The organism is Burkholderia sp. Ax-1719, assembly GCF_011753055.1.
In the GTDB taxonomy this organism is placed as follows: Bacteria; Pseudomonadota; Gammaproteobacteria; order Burkholderiales; family Burkholderiaceae; genus Paraburkholderia.
This window is the reverse complement of record NZ_VWWJ01000001.1, coordinates 307,702-320,258: the sequence shown is the minus strand read 5'-3', so window position 1 is coordinate 320,258 and position 12,557 is coordinate 307,702. Positions and strand designations below refer to the sequence as shown.

Annotated in this window: 12 protein-coding genes; 4 read left to right on the top strand and 8 right to left on the bottom strand. The window is 65.6% G+C overall.

The window, feature by feature from the left end; all coding sequences use genetic code 11:
• Positions 1 to 91 precede the first annotated feature (91 nt).
• From F3J17_RS01380 to F3J17_RS01370, 3 genes are read left to right on the top strand one after another with little or no spacing between them, the layout of a single operon-like run.
• Complete coding sequence (locus tag F3J17_RS01380; RefSeq protein ID WP_167053061.1) at positions 92 to 1,432, top strand: FAD-dependent oxidoreductase; 1,341 nt, start codon at positions 92 to 94, stop codon at positions 1,430 to 1,432.
• Positions 1,429 to 2,220, top strand: coding sequence for a DUF1365 domain-containing protein (locus F3J17_RS01375; protein ID WP_167053059.1), 792 nt, complete (start codon positions 1,429 to 1,431; stop codon positions 2,218 to 2,220). Before F3J17_RS01380 ends, F3J17_RS01375 begins: the two co-directional genes overlap by 4 nt.
• Positions 2,217 to 3,443: a cyclopropane-fatty-acyl-phospholipid synthase family protein gene (locus tag F3J17_RS01370; protein ID WP_167053057.1), complete on the top strand. Its 1,227-nt coding sequence runs from the start codon at positions 2,217 to 2,219 to the stop codon at positions 3,441 to 3,443. Before F3J17_RS01375 ends, F3J17_RS01370 begins: the two co-directional genes overlap by 4 nt.
• Before the next feature lie 3 nt (positions 3,444 to 3,446).
• On the opposite strand, the gene F3J17_RS01365 is transcribed toward F3J17_RS01370, so the two are convergent.
• Positions 3,447 to 4,388 (bottom strand): LysR family transcriptional regulator, encoded by a 942-nt coding sequence (locus F3J17_RS01365; protein WP_167053055.1) that lies wholly within the window; start codon positions 4,386 to 4,388, stop codon positions 3,447 to 3,449.
• Positions 4,389 to 4,602: 214 nt separating this feature from the next.
• Here F3J17_RS01365 and F3J17_RS01360 point away from each other — a divergent pair, with 214 nt between their 5' ends.
• Complete coding sequence (locus F3J17_RS01360) at positions 4,603 to 6,114, top strand: CoA-acylating methylmalonate-semialdehyde dehydrogenase (RefSeq protein WP_167053053.1); 1,512 nt, start codon at positions 4,603 to 4,605, stop codon at positions 6,112 to 6,114.
• 30 nt (positions 6,115 to 6,144) lie between these two features.
• Here the strand turns inward: F3J17_RS01360 and F3J17_RS01355 are convergent, their stop codons facing one another.
• From F3J17_RS01355 to F3J17_RS01325, 7 genes are all read right to left on the bottom strand, one after another.
• Positions 6,145 to 6,855 carry a GntR family transcriptional regulator gene (locus F3J17_RS01355; RefSeq protein ID WP_240160714.1) on the bottom strand — a complete coding sequence of 237 codons (711 nt, stop codon included), beginning with the start codon at positions 6,853 to 6,855 and terminating at the stop codon, positions 6,145 to 6,147.
• Positions 6,852 to 7,940 carry an ABC transporter ATP-binding protein gene (locus F3J17_RS01350; RefSeq protein WP_167053051.1) on the bottom strand — a complete coding sequence of 363 codons (1,089 nt, stop codon included), beginning with the start codon at positions 7,938 to 7,940 and terminating at the stop codon, positions 6,852 to 6,854. Before F3J17_RS01350 ends, F3J17_RS01355 begins: the two co-directional genes overlap by 4 nt.
• Positions 7,941 to 7,965: 25 nt before the next feature.
• Entirely contained in the window at positions 7,966 to 8,772 is an 807-nt protein-coding gene (locus F3J17_RS01345; RefSeq protein WP_167053049.1) for an ABC transporter permease, read from the bottom strand.
• A 1-nt stretch (position 8,773) separates the two neighbouring features.
• The gene (locus tag F3J17_RS01340) at positions 8,774 to 9,658 is read right to left on the bottom strand and encodes an ABC transporter permease (protein WP_167053047.1); all 885 of its coding nucleotides are present in this window, start codon (positions 9,656 to 9,658) and stop codon (positions 8,774 to 8,776) included.
• 79 nt (positions 9,659 to 9,737) lie between these two features.
• Positions 9,738 to 10,769: an ABC transporter substrate-binding protein gene (locus F3J17_RS01335; RefSeq protein WP_167053045.1), complete on the bottom strand. Its 1,032-nt coding sequence runs from the start codon at positions 10,767 to 10,769 to the stop codon at positions 9,738 to 9,740.
• A gap of 100 nt (positions 10,770 to 10,869) precedes the next feature.
• Positions 10,870 to 11,832, bottom strand: coding sequence for a flavin reductase family protein (locus F3J17_RS01330; protein ID WP_167053043.1), 963 nt, complete (start codon positions 11,830 to 11,832; stop codon positions 10,870 to 10,872).
• A gap of 350 nt (positions 11,833 to 12,182) precedes the next feature.
• A complete protein-coding gene (locus F3J17_RS01325; RefSeq protein ID WP_167053041.1) occupies positions 12,183 to 12,470 on the bottom strand; it encodes a putative quinol monooxygenase in 288 nt (95 codons plus the stop codon).
• Positions 12,471 to 12,557: the final 87 nt, after the last annotated feature.

Sequence of the window (12,557 nt, the reverse complement as noted above, 5' to 3'; positions counted from 1 at the left end):
GTGCATCCGTTCAGCGCCGCGCCGCGTATCTGCCTGCATTGGGGAACCAACAAAGACAAACGACAACGCAACAATCAGGGAGGCCATCAACATGCACGCGACGCACGCCACGCAAGAAGCACCCGCCGCCCTGCCGCCCGGCCAGCGCGTGGCCGTGGTTGGCGCGGGGATCGCCGGACTGGCAAGCGCGTGGCTGCTTGCGCGGCGTCACCGCGTCACGCTGTTCGAAGCCGCCGATTACCCGGGCGGGCACGCGCATACAGTGGATGTCGAGCTGGAAGGCCAGCGTCACCCCGTCGATACCGGCTTCCTGGTGTTCAACGACCGCACCTATCCGAATCTGATCGCGCTGTTCGCCGAACTGGGCGTGGCTACGCATCGCAGCGATATGTCGTTTTCGGTGTCCGTCGACCAGGGCGCGCGGCAAGGCGCGCTCGAATGGGCCGGCACGAATCTGAACACGGTATTCGCGCAGCGCCGCAATCTGCTTTCACCGAGCTTTATCGGCATGTTGCGCGACATCCTGCGTTTCAACGCCGCCGCCGCGCACAACTATGAGACCGCGCGCCGCGAACGGCTGTCGGTGGGCGAATTGCTGACGGCGGGCGGTTACGGCGCGCCTTTTCAGCACCACTATCTTCTGCCGATGGCGGCCGCCATCTGGTCGAGCGCCGCCGATGACGTGCTGCGTTTTCCCGCCGCCACCTTTCTGCGCTTTTGCATCAATCACGCGTTATTGCAGGTGAACCAGCGCCCGCCCTGGCGGACCGTCGCGGGCGGTTCGCGCGAGTATGTGGCGCGGCTGATCGCTGCGCTTGACGATGTGCGTCTGTCGACGCCCGTGCGTTCGATCCGCCGCGACGAGGTCACGCCCGGTGTCACCCTCGTCACCGATGCCGCCGGCCCTGAGCGCTTCGACGCGGTGGTGCTCGCGAGCCACGCGCCCACGAGCCTCGCCCTGCTCACGGACGCCGACGCCCAGGAACGCGCCACACTCGGCGCAATCCGCTACCAGCGCAATGTCGCGCTGCTCCATACCGATGCCGCCTTATTGCCGCGCCGCCGCCGCGTCTGGTCGGCGTGGAACTACTTGAGCCGGGGCGCGCTCGCGCACGGCGACGTCCAGCCGGTGTGCGTGAGCTATCTGATCAACCAGTTGCAGCCACTGCCGTTTCGCACGCCCGTGGTCGTCACGCTCAACGCCGTGGACGCGCCCGCGCCGCACACCGTGCTCGGGCGTTATGTCTACGAGCATCCGCTGCTCGACCTCGCCGCCATCGACGCGCAGCAGCGTCTGCCCGGCCTGCAGGGGCGCCGCCGCACCTGGTTCGCGGGCGCGTGGACGGGCTACGGCTTTCACGAAGACGGGCTGAAATCCGCGCTGCGGGTCGCGCGCGACTTCGGCGTGATGCCCGCGTGGGCGGCACTATGAACGCGCTCGACACCGCGCGTGCGGGCCTGCTGCTCACAGGCCGCGTGGTTCACGAGCGCCTGCGGCCCGTGCGCCATGCGTTTGCGTATCCGCTGTTCCAGCTCTGCTGCGATCTCGACCGGCTCGATACGCTGGCGTGCTGGTGGTTCGGCGTGGATCGTTGGCGCGTGTTCTCGCTCGCGTCGCGCGACTATGGTCCGCGCGACGGCCGCGCGCTCGCGCCGTGGATGCGCGCGCATCTGGCCGAAGCCGGCATTCCCGCCGATGGAGCGATCTGGCTGCAAACCGTGCCGCGCCTGTTCGGCCATGCGTTCAATCCCGTGAGCTTCTGGTATTGCCACGACCGCGACGGTCATCTGCGCGCGCTTTACGCGGACGTGCGCAATACCTTCGGTGCGCATCACGGCTATCTGCTGAGCGCGCCTGGACACGCCATCATCGACGCGCATACGGTGCTGGTCTGCCGCAAGGTGCTGCATGTCTCGCCTTTTTGCCGCGTCGAAGGCGGCTACGCATTCCGCGTGATCCAGCGCGGCGACATGCTGGCAGTGCGCATCGATTATCAGGATGCCGAAGGTGTCGTGCTGCGCACCGCGCTGGCCATGCGTGCCGCGCCGCTTACCGCGCCACGCGCGTTTGCGGCGCTGGCGCGTGCGCCCGGCAATGCCGTCAATGTTCTGATCCGGATTCACTGGCAGGCGCTGCGCCTCTGGCTCAAGCGCGTGCCCTTCCTCGGCAAGACGCCCGGCGCGCGTGCGCCGCATCCCCGACACGAGGCTCGTCCATGACCCTGTTGCGCTTGTTGCCCGGCATTTCGCATCGGCCGATACCGCTTTCTCCGCGGGTTTCCGCACGCGTTTTTCTGGCCCTGCTGCGCCGTGTCCGTCACGGCCATCTCACGCTCACGACGCCCGACGGCAACCGGCATGTGTTCGGCGATCTGCACGACAGCCGTGGCGCGGCGCTGCATCTGCACGACTGGCGCGCCTGCGCGGCGATCCTGCATGCGGGCGATATCGGCTTTGCCCAGGCGCTGCGCGAGCAATGGGTCGACTCGCCCGATCTGGTGGCGCTGCTGCGCCTGGCGATCCGCAACGAAGCGGCCGCCGCCGCGACGCTGCATGGTGGTCTGTTCGCGCGCCTGTGGTTCGCGCTGCGTCACCGCTTGCGCCGCAATACGCGCGACGGCAGCCGCCAGAATATCCACGCGCACTACGATCTGGGCAACGACTTCTACGCGCTCTGGCTCGACCGTAGCTGGACGTATTCGAGCGCGTACTTCGACGGCGATCCACAACGCCCGCTCGCCGATGCGCAGGCCGCGAAGTATCAACGCGTAATCGATACGCTCGGGTTGCGCGCCGGCATGGAAGTGCTGGAGATCGGCTGCGGCTGGGGCGGCTTCGCCCTGCATGCGGCGCGTCAAGGCATACGCGTGCGCGCGCTGACGATTTCGCAGGCGCAATACGCCCTGGCGGTAGAACGCGTGGAGGCTGCGGCTCAAGGCAAGCGCGTGAACATCGAGCTATGCGATTACCGCGACGCCGTGGGCCAGTACGACGCGATTGTCTCGATCGAAATGTTTGAGGCGGTGGGCGAGGCGTTCTGGCCGGACTATTTCGCCACACTGGAGCGTTGCCTGAAACCCGGCGCGCGGGCGCTGATCCAGTCGATCACCATCGCCGACGACCTGTTCGAGCACTATCGCGCATCGAGCGACTTTATCCGCGAAACGATCTTCCCCGGCGGCATGCTGCCGAGCCCCGCGCAATTCAATGTGGCGGCCCGGCGTGCGGGACTCGATGCGCGCGCAACCTTGGCGTTTGGCCGCGATTACGCGCAGACATTGCGGCTCTGGCGCGCATCGTTCGAGGCGCAACTCGACGCCGTGCGCGCGCTGGGTTTCGACGAGGCGTTCATCCGCGTCTGGCGGCTGTATTTCGCGTACTGCGAAGCGGCCTTCGACGAGGGCCGCACGGACGTGATGCATTTCATCGTCGAGCGAACCTGAACGCTAGTCGAGCGGAAAGCCCGCCTTGAACGTCTGGCGCAGAAAGTCCGCGAAACTCGACACCGCGCGCGGCACCTGCGCGCCATACGGCCGCACCACATGCAGTTGCGACGCGAACGCGCCCACCGGCCGCCAGTTGGGCAGCACCAGCACGAGCTTGCCTGCCTGCAAGGCCGCTTGCGCGCTGAAATCGGGCAGCAGCGCGATGCCCAGATGTTCGAGCGCGGCGTCACGCAGCGCCTCGCTGTTATTGGCGGAAAACGGCCCATTCACCGTCACGTTGACCCGCGTGTTTTCCGCACGGCGCGCCGTCTTTTCGAACGACCACGCGCCCGATCCCAACGCACGCGGATAAAACAGGCAATCGTGCTGGGCCAGATCGGCGGGCGTTTGCGGCGTGCCGCGCTGCTGCAGATACGCGCGCGTCGCGACGATCACCGACCGCGTGTCGCACAGCTTCCATGCCACATGCGTTTCCGGCACCTGCGCACTATGGCGGATCGCCAGATCAAAACCTTCGCTCGCGATGGAGGTAAGGCGGTCCGACATTTCCAGTTGCACGCGCACCTCGGGATGGGCGCGCGCGAATTGCGCGAGATGCGGCACCAGTTGCTGGCGCGCAAACGCCACCGGCGCGGTCACGCGCACCGTGCCGCGCGCGACATCGGCCATCTCGCGCACGCCTGCAAAGCTCGCGGCGATGCGCTCGAATTCGCCGCGCGTTTCCTCCACCAGCCGCTGCCCGGCCTCCGTGAAGCGCACGCTGCGGGTGGTGCGCTGCACCAGCGCCACGCCCGCCACGCGCTCCAGTTCCGCGATGCGCTGGCTCATCGCCGCCTTGCTCACGCCCAGCCGCGCGGCCGCCGCGGTATAGCTGCCCTGATTGGCGAGCACATTGAGCCAGTGCAGATGGGTCCAGAGCGATTCGGCTTTCTGCGTATCCATAGCGGGTTCCGACGTCCTTGATTGCGTGCCGATGATAGCACCCCATCACGCCATCTTTCAGGGTTTCCACGGGTGATTGTTCACGATGGAAAACAATCAATTCAGCCGACGTGTCTTTGCAGCGCCGCCCGCGCTTCGTACACTGGCCGTCATCGATTGAAACACCCCGGATCAAGCAGGATCACCCGGATCACCCTATTCCCGAGGAGATGACATGCAGGCCTTTACCGATTCCGCAGACGTAGTCCACTTCATCGGCGGCAAGACTGAACGCGGCGCGGGCGACCGCACCCAGGCGATCTTCAACCCGGCCACGGGCGCTGCGGCGCGCCGTCTGGTGCTGGGCGAAGTCGCCGACGTCGACGCCGCCGTGGCGAGCGCGAAAGCCGCGTTCCCGGCCTGGCGCGACACGCCGCCGATCCGCCGCGCACGCGTCATGCTGCGCTTCCTCGAACTGATGAACCGCCACAAGGACGAACTGGCCGCGATCATCACCGCCGAGCACGGCAAGGTCTTCGCCGATGCGCAAGGCGAAGTCGCACGCGGCATCGACGTGATCGAATTCGCCTGCGGCATCCCGCAACTGCTCAAGGGCGACTACACGGAGCAGGTCTCCACCGGCATGGACAACTGGACCGTGCGCCAGCCGCTGGGCGTGGTGGCCGGCATCACGCCGTTCAACTTCCCCTGCATGGTGCCGTGCTGGATGTTCCCGGTCGCGCTGGCCGCGGGCTGCACGTTCATCCTCAAGCCGAGCGAGCGCGATCCGTCGGCGTCGCTGTTCATGGCGCGCCTGCTCAAGGAAGCCGGTCTGCCCGATGGCGTGTTCAACGTGGTGCAGGGCGACAAGATCGTCGTCGATGCCCTGCTCGCGCACCGTGACGTGAAGGCCGTGAGCTTCGTCGGCTCCACGCCGATTGCGAACTACATCTACGAAACCGGTGCGAAGCACGGCAAGCGCGTGCAGGCACTGGGCGGCGCGAAGAATCATATGGTCGTGATGCCCGATGCGGACATCGACCAGACCGTCGATGCGCTGATCGGCGCGGGTTACGGTTCGGCGGGCGAGCGCTGCATGGCGATCTCGGTGGCCGTGCTGGTGGGCGATGTGGCCGACAAGATCGTGCCGCGTCTGGCCGAGCGCGCACGCACGCTCAAGATCAAGAACGGCATGGAAGCCGATGCGGAAATGGGCCCGATCGTCACGCGCCAGGCGCTGGAGCGCATCGAAGGTTATATCGCCAGCGGCGTCGAGGAAGGCGCGACGCTGGTGGTCGACGGGCGCGGCCTGAAGGTGCCGGGCCACGAAGAAGGCTTCTTCACGGGCGGCACGCTGTTCGACAACGTCACGCCGGAAATGCGCATCTACAAGGAAGAGATCTTCGGCCCGGTGCTGGCCTGCGTGCGCGTGGACGACTTCGCGCAAGCCGTGCAACTGATCAACGACCACGAGTTCGGCAACGGCGTGGCCTGCTTCACGCGTGACGGCAACGTGGCACGCGAATTCGGCCGCCAGATCGAAGTGGGCATGGTGGGCATCAATGTGCCGATTCCCGTGCCGATGGCGTGGCATGGCTTCGGCGGCTGGAAGCGCAGCCTGTTCGGCGATATGCACGCGTATGGCGAAGAAGGCGTGCGCTTCTATACGAAGCAGAAGTCGATCATGCAGCGCTGGCCGGAAAGCACCGAAAAGGGTGCGGAATTTACGATGCCGGTTGCGAAGTAAATCCGCACTTGCTGTCTGCTTGAGAAACCCTCAAGCAGGCAGCAGCGAAGCGGCGATTTCGGCGACGCGCACCACGTGCGCCGTCGCCGCTTCTCTCGCGCGCTCGCCATCGCGCGCGCGGATCGCCGCGACAATCTCGTTCATCTCCGCCACGGCCTGGCGTCCGCGATCGTCGGAGGCAATCGTCAGGGCGCGCAAACGCGTGATCCGCGCGTTCAGGCTCTGTACGATCTCCCACGCCACCGATTTCGCGCCGCTGCCGAACATCTGCTCGTAGAACTGCCCGGTGAATTCGCGCACCGCCGCGTGATCGTGCGCGGCGAAAGCGCGCTCGATCTGCGTCACGCACGCGGCCAGGCGCTCCACCGTCGCGGCGTCGCCACGCAGCGCGCAGGCCATTGCAGCGTCGCCTTCCACCAGCGCGCGAATCTCGTAGATCTGCGCGGCGGTGCTGGCGTCGAGGCGCGCGACGATCGGCCCCTGGTTGGGCAGCGTATCGACGATGCCTTCCGCTTCGAGATGGCGCAGCACTTCGCGCACCACCGAGCGGCTCACGCCCAGTTCCTCGCAAAGGGTGCGCTCGACCAGCCGTTCGCCCGGCGCAAAATGCGCATCGAGAATCGCCTGGCGCATCTTCTGCAAGGTGAGTTCGCGCAGCGTCGCCGAGGGCCGCTCCACGCGCAGCGTGGCCTGCGCGCTACGTGCCGACGGCGGCGGCGATTGCCCCAGATCGTTCATCATGCGTGCGCAAACAGACGCGTATCGCCTGCATCCCACTCCACGACCGCCTGGGCGCCCACCGCCAGACCGCTATCGTGGCGTTGCGCGGCGGGCAGACGGATCGAAATCTCCTGCGCCCACGGCGTGGCCACCGCGTAGTGCATGGCGTCGCCCAGATAGGTGATATCGCGCACGGTCACCGGCAGTCCGGCAGCCGTGCCTTCGCGCTGCGCGGTAAGGCGCATCTGCTCGGGGCGGATCATGAGCGTGCCGTCGTCGCCCGCAGCGAGCGCCGGATTGAAGTTGCCGCACGCCAGCGCGAGGCCGTTGGGGAACACACCGTTCGCCAGACCATCGCGGCTTGCCGTCACGCGCACCGGCAGGAAATTCGAGTTGCCGATAAAGCCCGCCACGAAGCGCGAAGCCGGATTCGCATACAACTCTTCGCCCGTGCCCACCTGCTCGATGCGGCCTTTGTTGAATACGGCAATACGGTCCGACAAACGCAGCGCTTCTTCCTGATCGTGCGTCACATACAGAATCGTCACGCCGGTTTCCTGATGGATGCGGCGCAGTTCCAGCTGGATTTCCTCGCGCAGCTTTTTATCGAGCGCGGAGAGCGGTTCGTCCATCAGCAGCACGGGCGGATCGTAGGCCAGCGCGCGCGCAATCGCCACGCGCTGCTGCTGGCCGCCCGACAATTGCGCGGGCATGCGGTCGCGGCATTCGGACAGATGCACGAGTGCGAGCATCTTTTCGACCTTCGCCTTGACTTCGGATTCCGGACGACGGCGCACACGCAGCGGAAACGCCACGTTCTCGCCCACCGTCAGATGCGGAAACAGCGTGTAGCGCTGGAACACCATGCCGATATTGCGCTTGTTCGGCGCGACGGAAAGCAGCGGCTTGCCGTCGAGCAGCACGCGCCCTTCGGTCGGCTCCTGGAAGCCCGCGACGATATACAGCGTGGTGCTCTTGCCCGAGCCGGACGGCCCGAGAAAGGTCATGAACTCGCCCTTGCGCACGTCGAGGGACACGCTGTCGATGGCGACCACATCGTCGTAGGTCTTGCGCAGGCGCTGGATTTGCAGGAATGCGGCAGTCATGGCTTACGTCTCCGGATCGATTCGATTACTGGATGGCCTGGCGGGCGCGGCGCAACAAGGCGCTCGCCAGCATCAGCACAGTGGTGAGCGCCACCAGCAGCGAGGACGCCGCCGCCACCACGGGCGTGAGGTCCTGACGCAGCGTCGCCCAGATACGCACGGGCAGCGTCTGCAGCGTGGGGCTCGCCATGAAGATCGACACCACCACTTCGTCCCACGAGGCGAGGAACGAGAAGATCGCCGCCGCCGCGATGCCCAGGCGAATCGCGGGCAGCGTCACGCGCCACTTCACCGCGAGCGGCGACGCGCCGCAAATCAGCGCGGCGTCTTCCAGCGCGGTATCGAAGGCAGACAGCGAATTGCTGATGGCGATGATCGAGAACGGCAACGCAATGATGAGGTGGCCGATCACGAAGCCCGTCATCGTGCCCGCCAGGCCAATGCGCAGGAAGAACGCATAGAGCGCGACCGCCAGCACCACCACGGGCAGCACCATCGGCGTGAGGAAGAAGGCCTGCACGGCGGAGCGGCCGCGAAACTTGCCGCGCACGAGCGCCAGCGAAGCGAGGAAGCCCAGCGCAACGGAAAGCACGGTGACGATCACGGCCAGCTTCATGCTGGTCATCAGCGAGTCGAGCCAGCCCGCGTCGGTGAAGAGCTGGCGATACCATTCCAGCGTCCAGCCCGGCGCGGGAAACGCGAGCCATTGCGAGTCGCCGAACGACAGCGCAACAATGAAGACAATCGGCAGCAGCAGGAACAGCGCCACCACTGCGCCGATGGCGACGAGCAGCGCGCGCACCGCGCCGAGACGATCGAAGTCGAGCAGCATGTCAGCGTCCTCCGGAAGTTTGGCGCGCGCCGTTGGTGAAACGCAGTTGCAGCGCGTAGAGTCCAAGCGTCACGGCGAGCAGCACGAAGGCGGCCGCACCGGCAAGACCCCAGTTCAGCAGTTCCTGCACCAGTTGCGCGATCAGTTCGGCGAGCATCATGTAGGACGGACCGCCGAGCAGCGCGGGCGTCACGAAGTAACCCAGCGCCATCACGAACACCATCAGCGCGCCCGAGGCGATGCCTGGCATCGCCAGTGGCACGAGAATGCGCCAGAAGGCCTGCCAGCGGCTTGCTCCGCACACGGCGGCGGCGCGCAGCGTGGCGGGATCGATGCCGCGCAGCGTCGCGTGCAGCGGCATCACCAGAAACGGCAGCATGATGTACGTCATGCCCACCGTCACGCCGATCAGATTGTTCACCAGCGTCAACGGCTGATCGATGATGCCCAGCGCCATCAACAGGCGGTTGATCGGGCCGGTCTGCTGGAGCAGCACCATCCAGGCGAAGGTGCGCGCAAGCAGATTGGTCCACATCGACAGCAGCAGGATCGAAAACAGCGTGGTGCTGAGCCAGCGCGGCGCGATGGCGAGCAGCCAGGCGGTCGGAAAGCCGATCGCCACTGTCACCGCGGTCACGACACCCGCCACCAGAAACGTATTGCCGAACACGCGCAGATAGGTGCTCGAACCCAGCAGTTGCGCGTAGTTGTGCAGGCCCGGCGTCGGCTCCATCACGCTGCGCAGGAGCAGCGACAGCACCGGCAGCACGAAAAAGATCGCGAGGAGTATTAGCGCGGGCGCAAGCAGCTTCGCATTGCGCCAGTTGCGCCGCTTCGGCGGCGCGTCGACCGGCGCATGGGCGACGGTGCTCAGAACATCAGGCATGATCTCTCCCGATCCGCGAGGAAGGACGGCGCGCGGACGCGCCGGGTTTCGCTTTATAAAGCCAGTTGCTTTGGCCTGCTTACTTTGCCTGCCACGCGTACCAGCGCTTGGCAATGGCATCGCGATTGGCGGCCCAGTACTTCATGTCGAGATTGATCTGCGACTGGGTGTACTGGTCGGGCAGCGTCTTCGCGACCGCAGGCGTCATGAGCGCGGCGGATTTCACGTTGATCGGCGCATAGCCGGTATCGGTTGCGAACTTCGCCTGGGCCTGCGGACTCGTTGCGGCCGCAAGGAACTTGAGCGCCTCGTCGCGATGCTTCGCGCCCTTCGGGATCACCAGCATGTCGGCGGCCGTGAGGTTCTGGTTCCACGAGATGCCCACCGGCACGCCGGTGGCCTGCAGTGCGTGCAGACGGCCGTTCCAGAACATGCCCATCGACGCCTCGCCCGAAGCGAGCAACTGCTGCGATTGTGCGCCGCCGCTCCACCAGACGATATCGCCCTTGATGGTGTCGAGCTTCTTGAAGGCGCGGTCGAGGTCGAGCGGATAGAGCTTGTTGGCCGGCACGCCGTCGGCGAGCAGCGCGATTTCCAGCACGCCCGGCGCGGACCACTTGTAGAACGTGCGCTTGCCCGGGAATTTCTTCGTGTCGAACAGATCAGCCCAGGTGGACGGCTGCGCGCCCTTGAACGCCGTCTTGTTGTAGCCCAGCACGAACGAGTAGTAAAAGCTGCCCACCGCCTGCGGCGACGAGAAACGCGGGTCCAGTTCGTCCTTCTTCACCACCGTGTAGTCGATCGGCTCGATCAGGCCGTCTTTCGCGGCGGCGTAGGCAAAGTCGCCTTCAACGTCCACCACGTCCCAGTTGACGTTGCCGCTTTCGACCATCGCCTTGAACTTGCCGTAGTCGGTCGGGCCGTCCATCAGCACGTTGATGCCCGAGGATTGCGCAAACGGCTGCGCCCAGTTTTTCTGCTGCGAGGCCTGGGTCGTGCCGCCCCAGCTGGTGAACACGATCGGATCGGCGGCAAGGGCGGGCGCGGCCGCCAGCATCATCGCGCTTGCCGCAATCAACGGCGCGGCGTACAGGGTCCATCTGCTGCTCATGACTTTCTCCACGGATCAAATGACTGCGAGTTGACTGCATGACAACGATGGCGCGAGTGCTTGAGGGTGGCGCGCGCCGGAATTCGGGCTGGGCTGGCGTTCAGGTCAGCGCAAGCGTCTGCACGGTGCCCGCTTCGCTATCGCCGACGTAGACGCCGAAGGCGTCTTCGTGGCGTTCTTTCACATAGCGCTGCAGCATCGAGCGCTCGGCGGGATCGCTCATTTCGTCCCAGGGCACCTGCGAAAGCGGCACGACGTTCAGCTCGGGCGCGCTCATGCCGCGTTGCGCGACCACGCGGCCACGGTAGAAGATGCGCACGCCGTCGCCACCTTGCTCGCGTGCCTGGGTCGATTCAAACACGGCAAAAATGAAGTCGAGATGCGCAACCAGGCCGAGGCTGGCAAGTACGCCGCGCAGACTCGATGGATCGTTGGCCGCTTCGAGGCGCGTGCCGCTCGGCAGGCGCAGGCCGTCCGGCGTGTCGAGCAGCACGACGCCATCCGAGTTTTCGAGGATCGCGCCCACGTGGGCGTGTTCGCTCGCAGCGCTCGCCGCAATGGCGTCCTGAGAAAGGCTGAAGCTCACATACGCGCCGCGGCAGTAACCCAGCGGCGTGAGCCCCGTGTGCGCGAAATCGAGCACGCGGCCAAGCAGGATGATGTGGTCGCCCGCGTCGATCACCTGCTGCGTCGAGCAGTCGAAGTGCGCCGCCGCGCCATGCATGACGGGCGCGCCCGTCGCACGGGTCTGCCAGGCCACTTGCGCGAATTTGTCGGGGCTCTTGGAGGCGAATACGCCCGAAACGTCTTTCTGGTCTTCGGCCAGCACGCTCACGGCAAATTGCGGCGCCTGCGAGAACACCTCGTAGCTCGACGCGCTTTTGGCGACGCAGACCAGCACCAGCGGCGGATCGAGCGACACCGACGTGAACGAATTCGCGGTAAAGCCGCGCGGCGTGCCGTCGGACTGGATCGTGGTCACGACCGTGACGCCGGTGACGAACGCGCCGAGCGCGTTGCGAAATCCGGTCGTATCGAAGGTGTCGGTATTGGGGCTGGTCATCTCGTACTCCTTAGGGGCGGCAGGGCTGCGTTCCGCTGCTCACCCGGCTTCCTGCTTGTCCGGGCGGTGACTCATCTTGCATGAGATTATGGTATGCCATGTTATAGCGGACAAAAAGGCAGTCAATATTATGGAATACCATGATAGATATGAGGATCGCGTTATTGGGGCGCGATTACGCCGTGTTCCTGCGGAGGCGGGAATTCAGAGGAAGGCTACGGAGGTGAGGCCGGTGATGGCCGCTGCGGCCATCATGGATTCGGAGCAGACCGGCAACGCGCGCCGATGTCGCGTCGCCTGGAAGGTCTGCTGCCGGGAGGAAATGGCGACTTCTAGCCGAAGGGATCTGCTCAGACCTTCGCCAGTTTCAGTACCGTCGCCGGACCAGCGCGAAACGCCTTGTTAGCCGCATCGGCTTCGATCATGTGCGGCGCGATATCGTGAGCGGCCAGTGCCGCCTCCGATTCCCATGTTTCGGTCAGCACGAATTGCTCTTGCTGGCCGCTCACGCGATGCAACTGGTATTCGATGCAACCTGTTTCAGCGCGCACCTTGGGCGCGAGTTGCTCAAACGCCTTCACTTGCTCGGCGGATTTGCCCGGTTGAGTCTCGATCAGAACAAGCAGGGAAATGCTCATGTGGGTAGCCCGATGTATCGCGCGATGTCGCGATGTGTCGTTAAAAAGCGGGCTGGCCAATATACAGGAACGACCGATGCGCGCCAT

What these genes read in the sequence shown, in the direction of transcription:
- F3J17_RS01350 (WP_167053051.1), bottom strand. Translation starts at nt 7,940, where the DNA reads ATGACTGCCGCATTCCTGCAAATCCAGCGCCTGCGCAAGACCTACGAC.
- F3J17_RS01355 (WP_240160714.1), bottom strand. Translation starts at nt 6,855, where the DNA reads ATGATGAACGATCTGGGGCAATCGCCGCCGCCGTCGGCACGTAGCGCG.
- F3J17_RS01370 (WP_167053057.1), top strand. Translation starts at nt 2,217, where the DNA reads ATGACCCTGTTGCGCTTGTTGCCCGGCATTTCGCATCGGCCGATACCG.
- F3J17_RS01375 (WP_167053059.1), top strand. Translation starts at nt 1,429, where the DNA reads ATGAACGCGCTCGACACCGCGCGTGCGGGCCTGCTGCTCACAGGCCGC.
- F3J17_RS01325 (WP_167053041.1), bottom strand. Translation starts at nt 12,470, where the DNA reads ATGAGCATTTCCCTGCTTGTTCTGATCGAGACTCAACCGGGCAAATCC.
- F3J17_RS01360 (WP_167053053.1), top strand. Translation starts at nt 4,603, where the DNA reads ATGCAGGCCTTTACCGATTCCGCAGACGTAGTCCACTTCATCGGCGGC.
- F3J17_RS01365 (WP_167053055.1), bottom strand. Translation starts at nt 4,388, where the DNA reads ATGGATACGCAGAAAGCCGAATCGCTCTGGACCCATCTGCACTGGCTC.
- F3J17_RS01345 (WP_167053049.1), bottom strand. Translation starts at nt 8,772, where the DNA reads ATGCTGCTCGACTTCGATCGTCTCGGCGCGGTGCGCGCGCTGCTCGTC.
- F3J17_RS01330 (WP_167053043.1), bottom strand. Translation starts at nt 11,832, where the DNA reads ATGACCAGCCCCAATACCGACACCTTCGATACGACCGGATTTCGCAAC.
- F3J17_RS01335 (WP_167053045.1), bottom strand. Translation starts at nt 10,769, where the DNA reads ATGAGCAGCAGATGGACCCTGTACGCCGCGCCGTTGATTGCGGCAAGC.
- F3J17_RS01340 (WP_167053047.1), bottom strand. Translation starts at nt 9,658, where the DNA reads ATGCCTGATGTTCTGAGCACCGTCGCCCATGCGCCGGTCGACGCGCCG.
- F3J17_RS01380 (WP_167053061.1), top strand. Translation starts at nt 92, where the DNA reads ATGCACGCGACGCACGCCACGCAAGAAGCACCCGCCGCCCTGCCGCCC.